The organism is Corynebacterium ammoniagenes DSM 20306 (genome assembly GCF_001941425.1).
In the GTDB taxonomy this organism is placed as follows: domain Bacteria; phylum Actinomycetota; class Actinomycetes; order Mycobacteriales; family Mycobacteriaceae; genus Corynebacterium; species Corynebacterium ammoniagenes.
The window spans coordinates 818,591-833,623 of record NZ_CP009244.1 but is presented as its reverse complement, the minus strand read 5'-3'; the positions used below and the strand labels follow the sequence as shown (position 1 = coordinate 833,623).

Genomic DNA, 15,033 nt, shown 5'->3' with positions numbered 1-15,033 from the left:
GCCTTAAGCGGAATAGACCGCAGACACACCGATTGCGCCTGGGCCCACGTGGACCCCGATTACTTCGTTGAGTTCGGTGAGAATGAAGCTCGAGCCATCGGGAAGCGCTTGCTCCAGCAAGTCCTGCAACATTTCGGCTTCTTCTTCCGCGCCGTTATGCTGCAGCGCGATGAACACCGGCTTGCCGCCGGCTTCCGAGGCGACCAAGTCGACGAGCTTAATAAAGCCTTTGGTTTGCGTGCGGGTGCGCCCGACCAGCTCAAGTTTGCCGGCATTCAGCGCCATGATGGGCTTGGTCGCCAAAAGAGCGGTGGAAATCATCGCCGTGGTGGCAGACATGCGCCCAGAGCGGCGAAGCTCATCCGTTGAATTGAGATACACCCAGGTTCGCCCGCGAGCCAAGGTATCCTCGGCTGCTTCATAGCATTCATCGACGTCAGCGCCATCTTTTGCGAGCTTTGCCGCTGCCATCGCGGCCGCCCCCAGCACCATGCCGGCGGTGCCAGATTCAATAACGCGCACTTTATTATCGGGAAATACTCCCGATGCAGTCACCGCTGCGGACCAAGTAGAGGATAATTCTTTGGCTAGGTGCAGCCCGATGATTCCATCATCGCCACCGCGTTCCATCTGCCGGCCATATTCCGCGGCAATTTCCAGTGCGGATAGCGCCGACGTTGTGGTATCGGCGTCTTCGTTCTCCATCACGTGCAGGGTGCATACCGTGATGTCTAGTTCATCAATAATTTCCTGCGGCAGGCCAGCCGATGAGTCAGTCACAATGCGAACGGGCATTAGGTATCAGCCCCAGAGCCACCCACGACGAGCGCGCCCATATTCCAGCCATCGAAATACCAATTCGCGCCCTCCACATTGTCAGCAGTAAATTGCACTGGTGCGTGAGGCTGTTGTGGATCAAACGCCGGACGAGCAGTCAGCTGCGCCCAGTGCGTATTCTTCAATCCCGACAAAAGTTGGTATTGGTTGCTGTGCAACGCAATCAAGTGGCAGGTCAACGCGGCAATAGCACCACCGTGGGCGACCACCAGGACGGTATTGTCATCCCACTCCATGTACTCGCGCATAAGCTCATCGATGACAGGCCGGGCACGTTGTGCCACCTCCACGCGCGATTCCCCGCCGGGTGGAGCCCAGGTTGGGTCATGGCGCCAAATAGCGCGCGCACCGGGGTATTCCACATCGACTTCCGTGGAGGTCTTTCCCTGCCACTCCCCCAGGTTCGTTTCGCGCAGGCGTTCATCCGCGTGCACGTCCAAGCCAAGACGCTTACCGACGATCTCCGCCGTCACCCGAGCCCGCGACAGATCCGAGGCGATGATGCGAGTAATTCCTTGGTCTTCTAAAAGTCGCCCCGCTGATTCTGCCTGACGCACGCCTTCATCGGACAGCTGCGTGTCCAAGTGGCCCTGCATGCGGCCGGTGGCGTTGTAGACAGTCTGACCATGCCTGATCAGTATTAGACGGCGACTCATAGAAATTAAACCTAGTACTCTTCGACTTCTTCCGGCTCTTTTTCAGCCAGAGGAATGTCATCGATGGACTGGGCGTCACGGATATTGTCCCAGGTTCCCGGGCGGGTAGCGGGCTCAATACCGTCAATCTCAATGAGCGGGCAATCGTGGTAGAGACGATCTAGGCCGTAGTATTCCCGCTCCTGCTCGCGCTGGATGTGCACGACCGTAAAGCCGTAATCGAGCAGTACCCAGCGGTTTTCCCGCACGCCTTCGCGACGCTTCGGCTCGAAGCCTTCCGCGGTCAGGGCGTCTTCGATTTCTTCGACAATGGAGCGTACTTGACGCTCATTATCTGCAGACGCGATGACGAAAAGTTCCGTAATGGCCAAAACGTCAGAGACATCAATGACTGCGATGTTGCTGGCGGACTTTTCATCGGCAGCGCGCGCTGCCAACTCCGCCATCTGGCGGGCTGCGTCAGTAATACTCACAAATATCCTTTTCAAATTTAGTACGTATAGCAGGTAATAACTTTACAGCGCTTTACCTTCATTTGGGCTATACAGGTGATTTTTCGCAATATACTGCACAACCCCGTCTGGCACCAAGTACCACACGGGTTCGCCACCACGCGCGCGCTCACGGCAATCGGTCGAGGATATCGCCATCGCTGGGATATCAATCAGTTCAATATTGTCACGCTGGTCTTCCGGAACCATATCGCGAGTCAAGGGGTACCCAGGACGCGTGACACCCACAAAGTGCGCCATTTCCAGCATGTCTTCCCAGTCACGCCACGACATAATCGAGGACAGCGCATCAGCGCCCGTGATGAAATACAGCTCCGCGTCCGGGTAAAACTTGCGAATATCGCGCAGCGTATCGATGGTATACGTCGGCCCATTACGGTCAATATCCACGCGCGAGACCGTAAAACGTGGGTTGGACGCGGTGGCCACCATCGTCATCAAATAGCGATGTTCGGCATCTGTGACATCACGATCTGCCTTCTGCCACGGTTGACCCGTGGGCACGAAGATGACCTTGTCCAAGTCGAAGCGATAGGCAGCTTCACTGGCGGCGACCAAGTGACCATTGTGAATCGGGTCGAAGGTTCCACCCATGATTCCGATTTTGTTCATAATTCCTGACTTTAGCTGTGCGGATCAGCGGAGACTACATGGCACTTAAATAAATTTCATAGCCAGCAACACCAGCGCTAGAAGTGCCACCGCGGCTGACATCACCATAACCGATAACACCTGCGGCTTTACTTTCTCCTGCACTAGCCCGGCATTACTGCGACGATATCGCCCCGACTGGCGCACCATAATGTTTAACGCCACGGTCATCGCGATAACAGCAATGACGATGAACGCCGCATCATGCACGGACGCAGAGACCCGCAGACTCGCTCCCGCCACCACCAAGAAAGAGACCAAGGTGCGCGTCCACGCCATGGTGGTGCGCTCCGGCTGCAGCCCCGGGTCAGGGTGTCGTTCCATGCCTTTCACAGCAGGATCACCACGAGGCCGAACACGCAGCCAATCGCCGCCGCGGCCGAGAGCACAGGCACCAGCCGCGGGGCCGGCATGGGCTTGCCGGTGCGCATCGCGCGTTCCACAGTGGCCCATCGAAAAGCTGCTCCAACGGCTACCAATGCTGCCGTGACGATAACGATGAAGGAGATGGCTGAGTTTATCCAGGGAGCAACACCTTCAAAATTAAAAATCTCAATAGCAATGCCGCCGGCCAAAAATGCCAAGGACGTCCGAATCCACGCCAGAAATGTGCGTTCATTCGCCAACGTAAACCGTGGATCCGGATCTTCGCCCTCCTCCCAAAACTTCATGTTTATATGCTACAACGCCAGCGGTGTAATCTCAGGGAAACATTTAGATAAGGAGAACTATATGGAGACCTGGGAACCCACCATGCCCGCTGGGCCTTTACTGGGCATTACATTAGTTGCCATTGCCCTCATTTTGCTGCTTGTAATCAAGTTCCGCATTCACGCTTTTGTCACGCTCATCATCGTTTCCGCTGTCACCGCCCTCGCCGCCGGCATTCCCATCGCGGGCGTGGTGCCCACCATGATCGATGGCTTTGGTTCCACCATCGCCTCGGTCGCCCTGCTCGTGGGCCTGGGCGCCATGATCGGCCGGTTGGTAGAAGCATCCGGCGGAGCACAGTCGCTTGCCGATGCCCTCGTCAATGCCTTCGGCGCCAAACGCGCCCCACTGGCCCTTGGTATTGCCTCACTCATCATGGGCTTTCCCATCTTCTTTGATGCCGGCCTCATCGTCATGCTGCCGGTTATCTTCGCGGTCGCGCGCCGTTTAGATGGACCAGTTCTGGTCTACGGTATTCCGGCCGCGGGTGCATTCTCCGTCATGCACGTGTTTTTGCCACCGCACCCCGGACCTGTCTCCGCAGCGGAATTCTTCAGCGCTGATATCGGCTATATCCTAGGCCTTGGCCTCATCGTTGCCCTGCCAACCTGGTACGTCTCCGGTTACCTGTGGGGTAAATTCCTCGGCAAGAAATTCACCTTCAAGGTCAGCGATGCCCTCCTTGGCGAACAAACTGACCACGATCCCGCCACCGTTGCATCGCCTGCAAAAGTCATCAGCGTCATGCTGCTGCCGATGCTGCTCATCTTCTGCAACACCGGCGTCAACACGCTCTCGGCGGCCGGCACCATCGATGCCACCAACACCTTTGCCGAAATCCTCACCTTCATTGGCCAAACCCCCATCGCGCTACTGATTACCCTGCTCATCGCGATGGCTGTTCTCGGCCCACGGGATCGCGAGCGCGCCGAAAAGCTCATGGACGGCTCACTTGGCCCCATCTGTTCGGTCATCCTGATCACCGGTGCCGGCGGCATGTTCGGCGGCGTACTTCGTACCTCGGGCATCGGCGATGCCCTCGCCGACTCCATGTCTGACCTTGGCATCCCTGTCATCTTCGCGGCATACCTCGTGGCCGCAGCACTTCGCGTCGCTCAGGGTTCTGCAACCGTTGCGCTGACCACCGCAGCCGCGCTCATGGCACCTGCCGTGGAAGCAGCCAATATGAACGAAATTCAGCTCGCCCTGCTGGTACTTGCCACTGCGGCAGGTTCCGTATTCTCTTCCCTAGTCAACGACTCCGGCTTCTGGCTCGTCGGCCGACTCATGGGAATGGATGTTTCCACCACCCTGCGCACCTGGACTTTGAACCAGGTGTTTATTTCGGTAATCGGCTTTATCGTCGTGCTTATTCTGTGGGCGATCCTGCCAAGTAGTTAGCCGCTTGCGCTGCCACTTCTTCCTTCGACGGCGCAATATCAATCACGACGCCCTTTTCATCCGGCTGCAATTGCTCCAATGTTTCAAATTGAGACTTCAGCAATGACGCCGGCATGAAATGCCCGGTACGCGCTTGCATCCGGTCGATTAGCAGCTCATAGTCCCCGGCCAGGTGGATGAACACCACCTCGGGACAATAGCTGCGAATCAGGTCTCGGTAGGAGCGCTTCAACGCGCTGCACCCGATCATCAAACCATTCGACGCGGCGAGTTCCTCGCCAATATTTTTCAACCACGGCATCCTGTCTTCATCGTTAAGCGGGGTGCCTGATTCCATTTTGTCGATGTTTGCCTGCGGGTGCATGTCATCCCCATCCTGGTAAGGAAGACCAACCAAGGGGCTGAGATTTTCGCCCACAGAAGACTTTCCGGAACCGGATACTCCCATGAGGACAACGTAGCGCGACACTAGAGACTGCTCATTCATTCCTTTATTATCCATTGTCATGTAATTGCCGCTTTCGGCAGTCCTTAAATTTCGCATTTTTACGAAATTTTAAAATGGCGGGTCTTCCGGATTCGTCGAAACCTTCACTGGTTCCGGCTGTTCCTCTGCTCCCTCCTTGTCCTCTTCTGCTTCCGCCTTTGCCTTTTCCTCTTCTTTTTCTTTGAGGATGTCCTCCGCTAGCTCCTTGGCCAAGGCTTCAGCTTCCTCGAGAATCTTGCGTTCATTTTCTGCGCGTTCATAATCCAAAATCTGCTTATGTACGCGCACCCACGGTGCCATGTCATCACAGGCTTCAAATTCGATGCCCATTCTTTGCGCAGCTTCCAAAATGAGGAAGACATTCAGGTTTCCGGGCAGTGGAATATCTCCGGAGAACTCTCCCTGCTGCAACATTGCGCGGAGAAGTTTAATGTCATCGACCCACAGCTCATCGATGATGTCGCGTTGGTCTTGCTCGAGTTTGTCCTGTTCAGCGCGTTTACGATAAAAGTCATCGATGGCATCGGCAAGCTCATGCGCTTTTTCTTGTGCGTTCTTGCGGCGTTTGACCAGCTTTTGCCCAAATGTTTGCAACCAACGCTTAGAGCCTTGCCCTAGCGGTCCTTCCTCCGCGCTGTCGCTGACCCACGTGCCATCTTCAAAAAGCCAGTAGATGACGTCCGTGATCGGATCAACAATGTACATCGCCCGCGTATCGGTCTTGATGTTGTGATGGTGCTGGCACAAAGCAAAGAGGTTTGATGGCGAAGTGAGCCCGCCTTCGGAAAAGTTATGGCGATGATCCAGCTGGCAACTCTGCGCAGGAACCTCACACCCTGGCCAACGGCACGTGCCATCGCGCCCTTCCACGAAAGTGCGAATCCCTGCGGTGGGCTGATAGCTGGAAGTCTCAGCTTTCGCTAATTCATCAGCGTCCAGCACCGTCGCCCCCTCCCGCAGGCGCTCGACGGTTTCTGGACCTACCCAACCAAATCCTTGCAGGTAGGCCGGACCGTCTTCCATGCCCTTGGGAGAAAATAGCACCAGCTTGGTATCTGCCTGGGTACAGGGAAATTCCCCCGTGAGCACCCGCAGCATCGCTTCCGCTCGCGTAATCCCCAGAGCTGTCGCGGTAGCCTTCATGCAGTCTTCCGCTTTTTGAATTTCTTCGTGCGGCGCCTCCACCGCCAGCGACGATGAATTTGCCGTCAACTGGGTTTTTACCATTCTGCGTTGCGGCCGTGGGTCTTTAACGGGGATGCGATCGTCATATTCACTGACCATCTGTCGCACCCGCTGACCAATAAGCGAATGCCCTGGCAAGTGCTGGTTCGCAATCCGCGGGGTGAGATATTTGGCTATTTTCGCATCAAGCTCTTCCATGATTTCCGGATCGGGGTTTGGTCCTAGTTTGGAAAGCGCCGTATCGATAGCAACAAGGCGTGGAAAGTCTAAATGCCAGTGCTCTTGCACCACCGCGTGCAGCTTCGGCAATTCACGAATCAGGCGTTGCAGGGCCAAGAAATTTTTTCCCACCACATTCGCATTTTGACCATAATGCCGGGCGCATTCTTCAGTAGCTAAATCGAAATCCTCTTCGAACTCGGGAATTAATTGAATCCATGCGTTAAGTTCCGCACAACGGGTAGTGGAATAGAGTCGGGCTAATGGGCTATTGGGGTTATTAACTGCATAGAAGGTTTCGCTCATTACATTCTCACTTGTATCGAACTAATTTTCTACAACCATAATAAAGCCATCAGACACCACCTCGCCACTCGAACAAAGTAACGAATTTGCAACAAAATAGAAATCGACGGCGCGGCACGGCTTGCTTTGGCAGAATGGCCTATAACACACCAAGCTAAGGAGTTTTCCGCCGTGACCTACCGAGTACAAGACCCAGCCACAGACGAAGTCATTGAAACCTTCCCAACCGCGACTAGGGAAGAAATTGAAAATATTTTGAACTCTGCCGAGGATGCAACATACGAATGGGGCGAGCACGAAATTACGCAGCGCGCGGAAGTCGTTGCGAAAGCAGCAGAGCTTTTCGATGCAAGAAAGCACGACCTCGGTAAAATCATCGCCGAAGAAATGGGGAAACCGCTCGCTGAGGGAGTCGAGGAAGCCGAATTCGCTTCTGAGATCTTCCAATATTATGCCGACCACGGCCCCTCTTTTGCAGCGGACCAAGAAATTCCTACTAATTCCGCTGGCAAAGCTATGATTCGGCGGCTGCCGCTCGGCGCCCTGCTTGGTGTTATGCCCTGGAACTTTCCCTTTTATCAGGTCGCACGCTTTGCGGCGCCGAACTTGATGCTGGGAAACACCATCGTTCTAAAGCATGCGGAGATCTGTCCGCGTTCTGCGCTGGCCATTCAACAAATTCTGATCGATGCTGGGCTACCGCAAGGCGCTTACAACAATGTGTTTGCTTCACATGATCAGGTTGCAGAAATGATCGCAGACCCGCGTATTCAAGGGGTATCCCTGACCGGTTCGGAGCGTGCGGGAGCAATCATCGGAGCACAGGCAAGTAAGAACCTGAAGAAATCCGTGCTCGAGCTCGGCGGCTCAGATCCGTATATTGTGCTGGACACGAAGGATGTCAAAGCCTCAGCGCAGCTCGCATGGGAGACCCGCATGTACAACACCGGGCAGGCGTGTAACTCCAATAAGCGCCTTATCGTCATGGACGATATTTACGATGAATTCGTGGCGGAGTTGGTAGAACTAGCCAAGGGTATGACACCGGCAGACCCAGTCACGCTTGCGGAGGGATCGGGCAATTCTTATGGTCCGCTATCGTCACGTACTGCTGCGGAAACCCTAGAACGGCAATTAGAGATTGCGGTGCAAGAAGGTGCGACGCTTCACGTGGGCGGAGAACTCGGGGAAGACACTGCGTACTTCTCCCCCGCCGTGGTGACTGGGATTGAACGCGGTTCCGATTCCTATTATGAGGAATTCTTTGGTCCAGTCGCAGTCGTCTACAAGGTATCCAGTGATAAAGAAGCACTCGAGCTGGCCAATGATTGCCGGTTTGGGCTCGGCGGAGCAGTATTTTCCCAAGACACGGCTCGGGCAGAAGCGGTCGCTCAAAAGCTCGCGGTGGGAATGGCTAACGTAAATACGCCTGCCGGCGAGGGTGCGGAGCTTCCGTTTGGCGGAGTAAAGCGCTCAGGTTTTGGCCGCGAATTGGGCCCGTTGGCCATGGATGAGTTCGTAAATAAGCAGATGTACTTCGTCGCCGACTAGGAGCCGGTCGGATAACGAAGTACATCTGCTGAAAGGAAAAGCGCGGTGTGAAATCTAAGCGGAAGTTAGCTCAGATTCTTTTTCGCGCTGCGCTTCGGAGCGCTTGTTCTGGAAGCGGCGGAATACCGCTGCCAGGAGAACGATGGCCATCAGTGTGTACATACCAATCGCGATTGGGGATCCAACCAGAATGGAGTAGTCGCCACCGGAGGACAGTAGAGCGTTGCGGAAGCTGGACTCTGCGAGAGGTCCCAGAATAACGCCAATCATGATTGGTGCCAATGGGAACTCAAAGTGTCGCATAACGAACCCGACAAGACCGATGACGAGCACGAGCCAGAGGTCAGCGATTGCTGCGGATGTTGCATAAACACCAAGGGCACAAAAGACTGCGATGCCTGGGTAGAGATAGTGGCGCGGAATCAGCAGAAGCTTGGCCCACATTGGTGCCAGGGGCAGGTTCAGAATCAGCAGGACGAAGAGACCGATAAACAAGGACGCGAGCAAGGGCCAGACGAGGTCAGCGTTGCGATCGAAAAGCAGCGGTCCGGGCTGAATGCCGTATTGCTGGAATGCCGCCAGCATAATGGCTGCGGTCGCGGACGTTGGAAGGCCCATGGCCAGCAATGCGCCCATCGCGGTACCGGCGGTAGCGTTACCTGCAGCTTCTGGGCCAGCGACACCACGGATAGCACCTTGGTCGCCGAACTGGGGATCCTTACGGCGCTTATCCAGGTTGCGTTCGGTTGCGTATGCCATAAAGGTGGGCACTTCCGCACCACCGACGGGGATAACGCCAAAGGGAACACCGAAGCTGGTGCCGCGCAACCATGCGGGGAATGCTTCTTTGAATTCTGCCCAGGACAGACGCGCGCGTGCGACTTTGCCGTCGCGCAGTTTCGGGACTGGCTTGCTCTGTTCGTAGATGACGTAGAAGACTTCGCCCAATGCGAGGATGCCGACGGTGACAATAATGATGCCGATGCCGTCGAACATTTCTGGAATCCCACCGGTAAAGCGCTGGGCGCCGGAGATTTCATCGATGCCTACTGTCGCGACGAGCAAACCAACGACCAGGGAAATCAGGCCGCGAAGCAGGGAGTCAGAGACGACCGCTGCAGAGGCCAGGAAGGCGAAGATTGCCAAGGCGAAGTACTCTGCTGGGCCAAAGAGAATGGCAAACTCAGCGAGCTTCGGTGCGAAGAAAACGACCAGGGTGGTGGCGATCAAGCCACCGGTAAAAGCGCCGATGGCGGATGTCGCGAGCGCTTGCGGCGCTCTGCCGTTCAGTGCCATTCTGTGGCCTTCGAAGGCTGTTGCAATCGCCGTCGAACCACCAGGGGTATTGACCAGAATCGCCATGGTGGAGTCGCCGAAGAGACCACCGAAGTACACACCCGCGAACATAATGAACGCGGCGGTTGGGTCGAGGGTAAACGTAATGGGCAGCAGAAGCGCTACGGCCATCGACGAGCCCATGCCAGGTAAGACGCCGACTGCGGTACCAAGGAGCGCACCGATGAAGACGTAGACGAGGTTCATTGGCGAGAATGCATCGCCAAAACCCATCATGAGGTTATTGAGTGTTTCCATCATTAGAAGATGCCTCCTAGGATTCCAGCCGGCAGGTTAAGGCCAAGCCCTGCGGAAAAAGCCACTTGAACCGCGCAGGAGAATACAATTCCGACCGCGATCGCATTGAGGTATTTCCGGTCGCCCATGGCGATGGCGAATCCCGCGAACAGGAAGGCTGCGGACACAATCCAGCCAACAGGCTCAAGAATGAGAATGAAGACGATGAACACCACGATGGATCCGGTCAAGGACCAGCGGCGGGCAACGTCAGGAGAAAGGCGCGCTTCGCCGCCGTATTCACCGAGTGGGGTGACGTAACGGGGTTCATCGCCAGGCGAAGGCTTGCGCAGCGTGTCGATGACGAGCAACGCAACCAAAATATAGGACAGAACTACGAGAATGGATGGGTAAAATTTCGGCCCAGGTTGCGCGGCTGATTCCGGCACATCCATGGTGAAAATTCCCCAGGTGACATAGGCGGCGAATAGAAAGACGATGGCCGCCATGATTAAGGCGCCATAGCCTCTAAACGATGGAAGCTCCGGCAACGCCTGCGGTTTGGAGGGATCAGTTGTTGAATCAGTCATGGTGGATGTCCTTAGTAGCCCAATTGCTTCCAGATGCCGTCGACAATGGCGCGTTCTTCTTCGAGGTTTTCTGCAAAATCCTCACCGATTAAAGAACTATCTGCCCATTGGTTTCTTTCCAGAACGTCTGCCCAGGTCTCAGACTCAAGTACTTCACGCATAATCGTGCGAAGCTCTTCAATGTCTTCCTCTTCCAAGCCGGGAGGAGCAACAACGCCACGCCAGTTGACTAGGGAAACGTCGAATCCTTGCTCGATCATGGTGGGAGTATCGATGCCATCGACAGGCTCTTCGGCGGAAATGCCGAGTATCTTCAATCGGCCGGCTTCGATCTGGTCTGCAAAGTCGTTGTACCCAGACACGGAGGCGTCAATGGTTCCTGACATCAAGGCTGTGGCCAGTTCAGCGCCACCGGAGTGGGCCATGTAATTGACTTCGGTAGGGTCGATTCCCGCTTCTTCAGCCAGCTGAGCGATGATCATCTGGTCCAGTGAGCCCAGTGAGCCACCGCCCCACGGGAAGTTTTTGGGGTCTTTGGCCATCTCAACCATAACATCTTCGACAGATTCATACGGGGAGTCAGCTGGTACAACCAGCACATCGTAGTCATCAGTGATACGGGCAATAGGGGTTACTTCATCAATGGATACGCCTGAGCCGTTGATGTTGATGGCGCCGAGCATCGTAATGCCCATGACCATCAGGGTTGTATTGTTACCGGGCATCTCCATTAATTGAGATAAACCAATGGTTCCACCGGCGCCGGGGATATTAACCACAGATGGGTTAACAACAACATTTTCTTCGCGCATGGCCTGTTGAATTTCACGGGCCGCACCGTCCCAGCCACCACCTGCACCAGCAGGGGCAATTAGGCTTACGGCGCTGCGTGCATCAGCTCCAGTGTCCGACGCTGCTGCGTCTCGAACCCCGAAAATGACTAACGCAACGCCGACGATGATGGCGATAACTTGCGCTACCCGTTTGGTAGTTGCACTCACAAATAGTTCTCCTTAACTCCGATAATTGAGAGTTGGATATAAACTATAAGACTTGAGTGTGATCCGCAATACTTTAATTAAGAAGAGTGCACGGGTGCACCCAGATCCTTAGTCAAGGAGATTAACAGCCTGACTTCCAAGACTTCTACTGACGTGCAGCAGCGTTATGGCATGCGCGCTGTCGCCATCGCCATCGACGATGGCTTCCACAATTTGTTGATGCTCGGCCTTGATCTGAGATTCGCGCTCCGGACTAATATCCTTTTTATCCAGCGCAATAACACGGTAGCGATCCGACTTCGCCCACAGGCGTCCCAGCTCTTCAATCAGGATCGGATTTTTGGAGGCCGTGTAAATCGCCTGGTGAAATTCACGATGCGCCTGCAATGCATCGATATCGCGATAAACAGGCTCCAACCTGGAAAGACACTTCTTAATCTGGACAATATCTTCCTCGGTTCGACGCTCCGCCGCCAACTGAGAGGCCAAAGGCTCCAGCGCACGGCGCACCTCTAGAAGGTGACGGGCCTCGTCCGCAGAAACACCAGACACCTTGGTGTTTTTGTGCGCCGCCAGGTCGATCAGCCCCTCCCCGCCCAGCCTGCGAATCGCTTCGCGCAACGGGGTAGTTGAAACGCCAATCTTGGCTGCCAACGCCGACTGCTGAATCGTCTCTCCTGGCGCTAATTCACACGTCACGATGAGTTCTTTTAGCCGGTGATAGGCGTAATCATTTTTCGTGACCAGCTGGAAATTCTCCACTGCAACCACCTCTCTATTGATCTTCTCTTTCAGCATATATAGAGTTTCGCCCAAACCCTACATGTTATAAGATATAGGATATATCGATTATGGCGACTTCCATCCCCGCTCTCTCCTCTTTGAAAATATTGTCTGCCCGGGACATCCTCGGCGAGCACTATGCAAGCTTTCCGATGATCCTGCGTCTTTTCGCAGAAAACCTGGTCCGCCACGGTCGTGACCCGCAAGCAATCATCGACCGCGACGCGAATGCCGAAATTGAGTTCAGCCCTGGTCGTCTGCTCATGCATGACACCACCTCCACTCCCGCGCTCGTGGATATGGCCGCGATGCGCGATACCGTGGCACGCGCGGGCGGGGACCCCACCGTGATTCGCCCGCACCTGCCGGTCGAGGTGTCCATTGACCATTCGCTTGCCGTGGAACACTTTGCCCGGCGCGATGCGGCGCGGTTAAACATCGCGGAGGAGATTCGGCGCAACCGGGAGCGCTACCGCTTCCTGAAGTGGTCCTCGCATGCCATGGAGGGAATCCACATTAATCCGCCCGGGACCGGGATTATGCACACCATCAACCTGGAGCAGCTCGCCACGGTTGCCACGCACGATGGCACTTATGCATTCCCAGACATGATGTTGGGTACCGATTCCCACACCCCCATGATTAATGGCTTAGGAGTGTTGGGCTGGGGCATCGGCGGTGTGGAAGCCGAGACCTTGATGTTTGGAATGCCGACTACGCTGCGCGTGCCCGATGTCGTAGGCGTGAAAGTCACCGGCGCGCTAAACCCCGGCGTCACCTCAACGGATCTAGCCTTGACCATCACCCATGTTTTGCGAAAATTCGGCGTAACCGGAAAGTTCGTGGAGTTCTACGGACCTGGAGTATCCACGCTCAGCGTCGGGGATAGAGCCGTCGTGGCAAATATGGCGCCCGAGTTTGGCGCGACAACCGCCTACTTCCCCGTCGACGAAGCCGTGATGGACTATCTCGCGATGACGGGCCGGAGCACTGAGCACATCAAATTTGTTCGCGAGTACTTCCAGGCAGCTGACCTCTGGTTTGATCCGACAGCATCGCCCACGTTTGATAATGAGGTTGAGCTAGACCTTGGCTCGGTGTCGTCTTCTGCCGCTGGCCCTCGCCGGCCCCAGGACTTGCACAAGATTCACCAGCTTCCGCAGGTCCTGGCCGACACCGAACCTGCTTCAACCGCGTTTCCCTTGGCCATTGCATCTATCACGAGCTGCACCAATACCACTGACCCGCGACTGTTGATCAGCGCTGGGCTGCTAGCGCGCAATGCCCGCGCCAAAGGCCTGCAGTCTCCCGAGTGGGTCAAGACTTCTCTCGCACCAGGCTCCCCGGCGGCGGCGAGTTACCTGCAGCGCGGCGGATTATTGGACGATCTCTCGGCGGTGGGCTTCGATATCGTGGGCTTTGGATGCACCACGTGCATCGGCAATTCCGGGCCACTGACCGCAGAAATCCAGGAGCAAGAAGGAACACCCGTCGCGGTACTGTCTGGCAACCGCAACTTTCCAGGCCGGGTACATCCGGATCTGGACTACGGCTTCCTCATGTCCCCTCCCCTGGTCATCGCATTTGCGCTGGCAGGCCGGGCAGATATTGATATTACCAACGAGTCCTTGGGCACAGACCACCAAGGAGGGCCCGTGTTCTTACGCGATATCTGGCCGCACCCGCAGGAGGTGGATGAGATCTTTTCCACGGCACTGTCGGCGGATGATTTCTCGCAGGATTTCTATGAAGCCTCCAATAACCGGATGTGGCATGAGATTGAAGCGCCCAAGGATGCGCTGTTTCCCTGGGATGAGAAGTCCACGATACTGCGCCCGCCGCCATTTGCCAGCCTGGACCAAAAGTCCTTGCTGGGAACCTATGATGCTTACCCCCTGATGCTCTTAGACGATGACATCACCACGGACCACATCTCCCCGGCCGGGGCTATTCCGAAGGAATCCTTCATCGCGGATTATCTGGTGGAGCGCGGGGAAAGCCGCGATGACCTCAATGTATTTGCTTCCCGTCGTGGCAATTGGGAAGTCATGGCGCGCGGGGCGTTTTACTCACGGGCAGTCAAAAACAAGCTTAGCGATGCCCCCGGGATCGCCATGACCACCCACAGCCCCAGCGGTGACCAGATGAGCGTGTGGGATGCCGCCACCAGGTACGCCGAGGACAACCAGCCACTGGTGATGGTCGCCGGCGATCGCTATGGAATGGGTTCTTCGCGCGACTGGGCAGCAAAAGTCCAGCGTCTACTGGGAATCCGCGCCGTGCTCGCCACCAGCTATGAGCGCATCCACCGCTCCAACCTCATCGGGCTTGGAATCCTGCCGTTAGAGATTCCGCGGGATTTCATCGACCTCGAACCAGGTGACAGCATCCGCATCCACGCGGATCAGGTCAGCCCGCGGTGCCAGGTCCCAGTCCAAGTCACCAAGGCAGACGGCACAGTAATCACCTACGAAACTACCGCGGCCATCGAAACAGACAACGAAGCACAGTTGCTTGTCGATGGCGGCGTAATCCCCTCCATCCTCTCCACCGCACTAGAAGGACAATAAT

15 protein-coding genes are annotated in these 15,033 nt (G+C 55.8%); 3 read left to right on the top strand and 12 right to left on the bottom strand.

The genetic code is table 11. From position 1 onward, the window contains the following. Positions 1–3: 3 nt before the first annotated feature. The 6 genes from CAMM_RS03920 to CAMM_RS03895 are packed head-to-tail and all read right to left on the bottom strand — an operon-like array spanning position 4 to position 3,327. Positions 4–795: a DegV family protein gene (locus tag CAMM_RS03920; protein WP_003849394.1), complete on the bottom strand. Its 792-nt coding sequence runs from the start codon at positions 793–795 to the stop codon at positions 4–6. Next, a complete protein-coding gene (locus tag CAMM_RS03915) occupies positions 795–1,493 on the bottom strand; it encodes a histidine phosphatase family protein (RefSeq protein WP_003849396.1) in 699 nt (232 codons plus the stop codon). The genes CAMM_RS03920 and CAMM_RS03915 overlap by 1 nt, the downstream gene beginning before the upstream one ends. An 11-nt stretch (positions 1,494–1,504) precedes the next feature. Continuing rightward, on the bottom strand, positions 1,505–1,966 hold the full coding sequence (gene rsfS / locus CAMM_RS03910; RefSeq protein WP_040356334.1) for a ribosome silencing factor: 462 nt from the start codon (positions 1,964–1,966) through the stop codon (positions 1,505–1,507). A 42-nt stretch (positions 1,967–2,008) separates the two neighbouring features. Next, positions 2,009–2,617: a nicotinate-nucleotide adenylyltransferase gene (gene nadD, locus CAMM_RS03905; RefSeq protein WP_003849399.1), complete on the bottom strand. Its 609-nt coding sequence runs from the start codon at positions 2,615–2,617 to the stop codon at positions 2,009–2,011. A 45-nt stretch (positions 2,618–2,662) separates the two neighbouring features. Beyond that, positions 2,663–2,980: a DUF202 domain-containing protein gene (locus CAMM_RS03900; RefSeq protein WP_003849401.1), complete on the bottom strand. Its 318-nt coding sequence runs from the start codon at positions 2,978–2,980 to the stop codon at positions 2,663–2,665. A gap of 5 nt (positions 2,981–2,985) precedes the next feature. Continuing rightward, on the bottom strand, positions 2,986–3,327 hold the full coding sequence (locus CAMM_RS03895; protein WP_003849402.1) for a YidH family protein: 342 nt from the start codon (positions 3,325–3,327) through the stop codon (positions 2,986–2,988). Positions 3,328–3,388: 61 nt separating this feature from the next. Here CAMM_RS03895 and CAMM_RS03890 point away from each other — a divergent pair, with 61 nt between their 5' ends. Next, positions 3,389–4,768: a GntP family permease gene (locus tag CAMM_RS03890; RefSeq protein WP_040356336.1), complete on the top strand. Its 1,380-nt coding sequence runs from the start codon at positions 3,389–3,391 to the stop codon at positions 4,766–4,768. Here CAMM_RS03890 and CAMM_RS03885 read toward each other — a convergent pair. Then, positions 4,737–5,255, bottom strand: coding sequence for a gluconokinase (locus CAMM_RS03885; RefSeq protein WP_040356451.1), 519 nt, complete (start codon positions 5,253–5,255; stop codon positions 4,737–4,739). The genes CAMM_RS03890 and CAMM_RS03885 overlap by 32 nt on opposite strands. 69 nt (positions 5,256–5,324) lie before the next feature. Continuing rightward, complete coding sequence (locus CAMM_RS03880; protein WP_232051033.1) at positions 5,325–6,794, bottom strand: HNH endonuclease signature motif containing protein; 1,470 nt, start codon at positions 6,792–6,794, stop codon at positions 5,325–5,327. A gap of 342 nt (positions 6,795–7,136) precedes the next feature. On the opposite strand from CAMM_RS03880, the gene CAMM_RS03875 reads away from it, so the two are divergent. Further along, complete coding sequence (locus CAMM_RS03875; RefSeq protein WP_040356338.1) at positions 7,137–8,516, top strand: NAD-dependent succinate-semialdehyde dehydrogenase; 1,380 nt, start codon at positions 7,137–7,139, stop codon at positions 8,514–8,516. 54 nt (positions 8,517–8,570) lie between these two features. Here CAMM_RS03875 and CAMM_RS03870 read toward each other — a convergent pair whose 3' ends face one another. The 4 genes from CAMM_RS03870 to CAMM_RS03855 form a co-directional block, all read right to left on the bottom strand. Then, entirely contained in the window at positions 8,571–10,109 is a 1,539-nt protein-coding gene (locus CAMM_RS03870) for a tripartite tricarboxylate transporter permease (RefSeq protein ID WP_040356452.1), read from the bottom strand. A 2-nt stretch (positions 10,110–10,111) separates the two neighbouring features. Further along, the gene (locus tag CAMM_RS03865) at positions 10,112–10,678 is read right to left on the bottom strand and encodes a tripartite tricarboxylate transporter TctB family protein (protein ID WP_003849408.1); all 567 of its coding nucleotides are present in this window, start codon (positions 10,676–10,678) and stop codon (positions 10,112–10,114) included. 11 nt (positions 10,679–10,689) lie between these two features. Then, a complete protein-coding gene (locus tag CAMM_RS03860) occupies positions 10,690–11,679 on the bottom strand; it encodes a Bug family tripartite tricarboxylate transporter substrate binding protein (protein ID WP_003849409.1) in 990 nt (329 codons plus the stop codon). Between the two features lie 108 nt (positions 11,680–11,787). Next, positions 11,788–12,477, bottom strand: coding sequence for a GntR family transcriptional regulator (locus CAMM_RS03855; RefSeq protein ID WP_003849410.1), 690 nt, complete (start codon positions 12,475–12,477; stop codon positions 11,788–11,790). Positions 12,478–12,530: 53 nt separating this feature from the next. On the opposite strand from CAMM_RS03855, the gene acnA reads away from it, so the two are divergent. Continuing rightward, positions 12,531–15,032, top strand: a complete 2,502-nt coding sequence (gene acnA, locus CAMM_RS03850) for an aconitate hydratase AcnA (RefSeq protein ID WP_003849411.1) — start codon at positions 12,531–12,533, stop codon at positions 15,030–15,032. Position 15,033 lies beyond the last annotated feature (1 nt).

Excerpts from the sequence above, each read along its gene's own strand:
- CAMM_RS03920 (WP_003849394.1), bottom strand. The coding sequence starts at position 795 with ATGCCCGTTCGCATTGTGACTGACTCATCGGCTGGCCTGCCGCAGGAA.
- CAMM_RS03915 (WP_003849396.1), bottom strand. The coding sequence starts at position 1,493 with ATGAGTCGCCGTCTAATACTGATCAGGCATGGTCAGACTGTCTACAAC.
- nadD (WP_003849399.1), bottom strand. The coding sequence starts at position 2,617 with ATGAACAAAATCGGAATCATGGGTGGAACCTTCGACCCGATTCACAAT.
- CAMM_RS03900 (WP_003849401.1), bottom strand. The coding sequence starts at position 2,980 with ATGGAACGACACCCTGACCCGGGGCTGCAGCCGGAGCGCACCACCATG.
- CAMM_RS03895 (WP_003849402.1), bottom strand. The coding sequence starts at position 3,327 with ATGAAGTTTTGGGAGGAGGGCGAAGATCCGGATCCACGGTTTACGTTG.
- CAMM_RS03890 (WP_040356336.1), top strand. The coding sequence starts at position 3,389 with ATGGAGACCTGGGAACCCACCATGCCCGCTGGGCCTTTACTGGGCATT.
- CAMM_RS03885 (WP_040356451.1), bottom strand. The coding sequence starts at position 5,255 with ATGAATGAGCAGTCTCTAGTGTCGCGCTACGTTGTCCTCATGGGAGTA.
- CAMM_RS03870 (WP_040356452.1), bottom strand. The coding sequence starts at position 10,109 with ATGGAAACACTCAATAACCTCATGATGGGTTTTGGCGATGCATTCTCG.
- CAMM_RS03865 (WP_003849408.1), bottom strand. The coding sequence starts at position 10,678 with ATGACTGATTCAACAACTGATCCCTCCAAACCGCAGGCGTTGCCGGAG.
- CAMM_RS03855 (WP_003849410.1), bottom strand. The coding sequence starts at position 12,477 with ATGCTGAAAGAGAAGATCAATAGAGAGGTGGTTGCAGTGGAGAATTTC.
- acnA (WP_003849411.1), top strand. The coding sequence starts at position 12,531 with ATGGCGACTTCCATCCCCGCTCTCTCCTCTTTGAAAATATTGTCTGCC.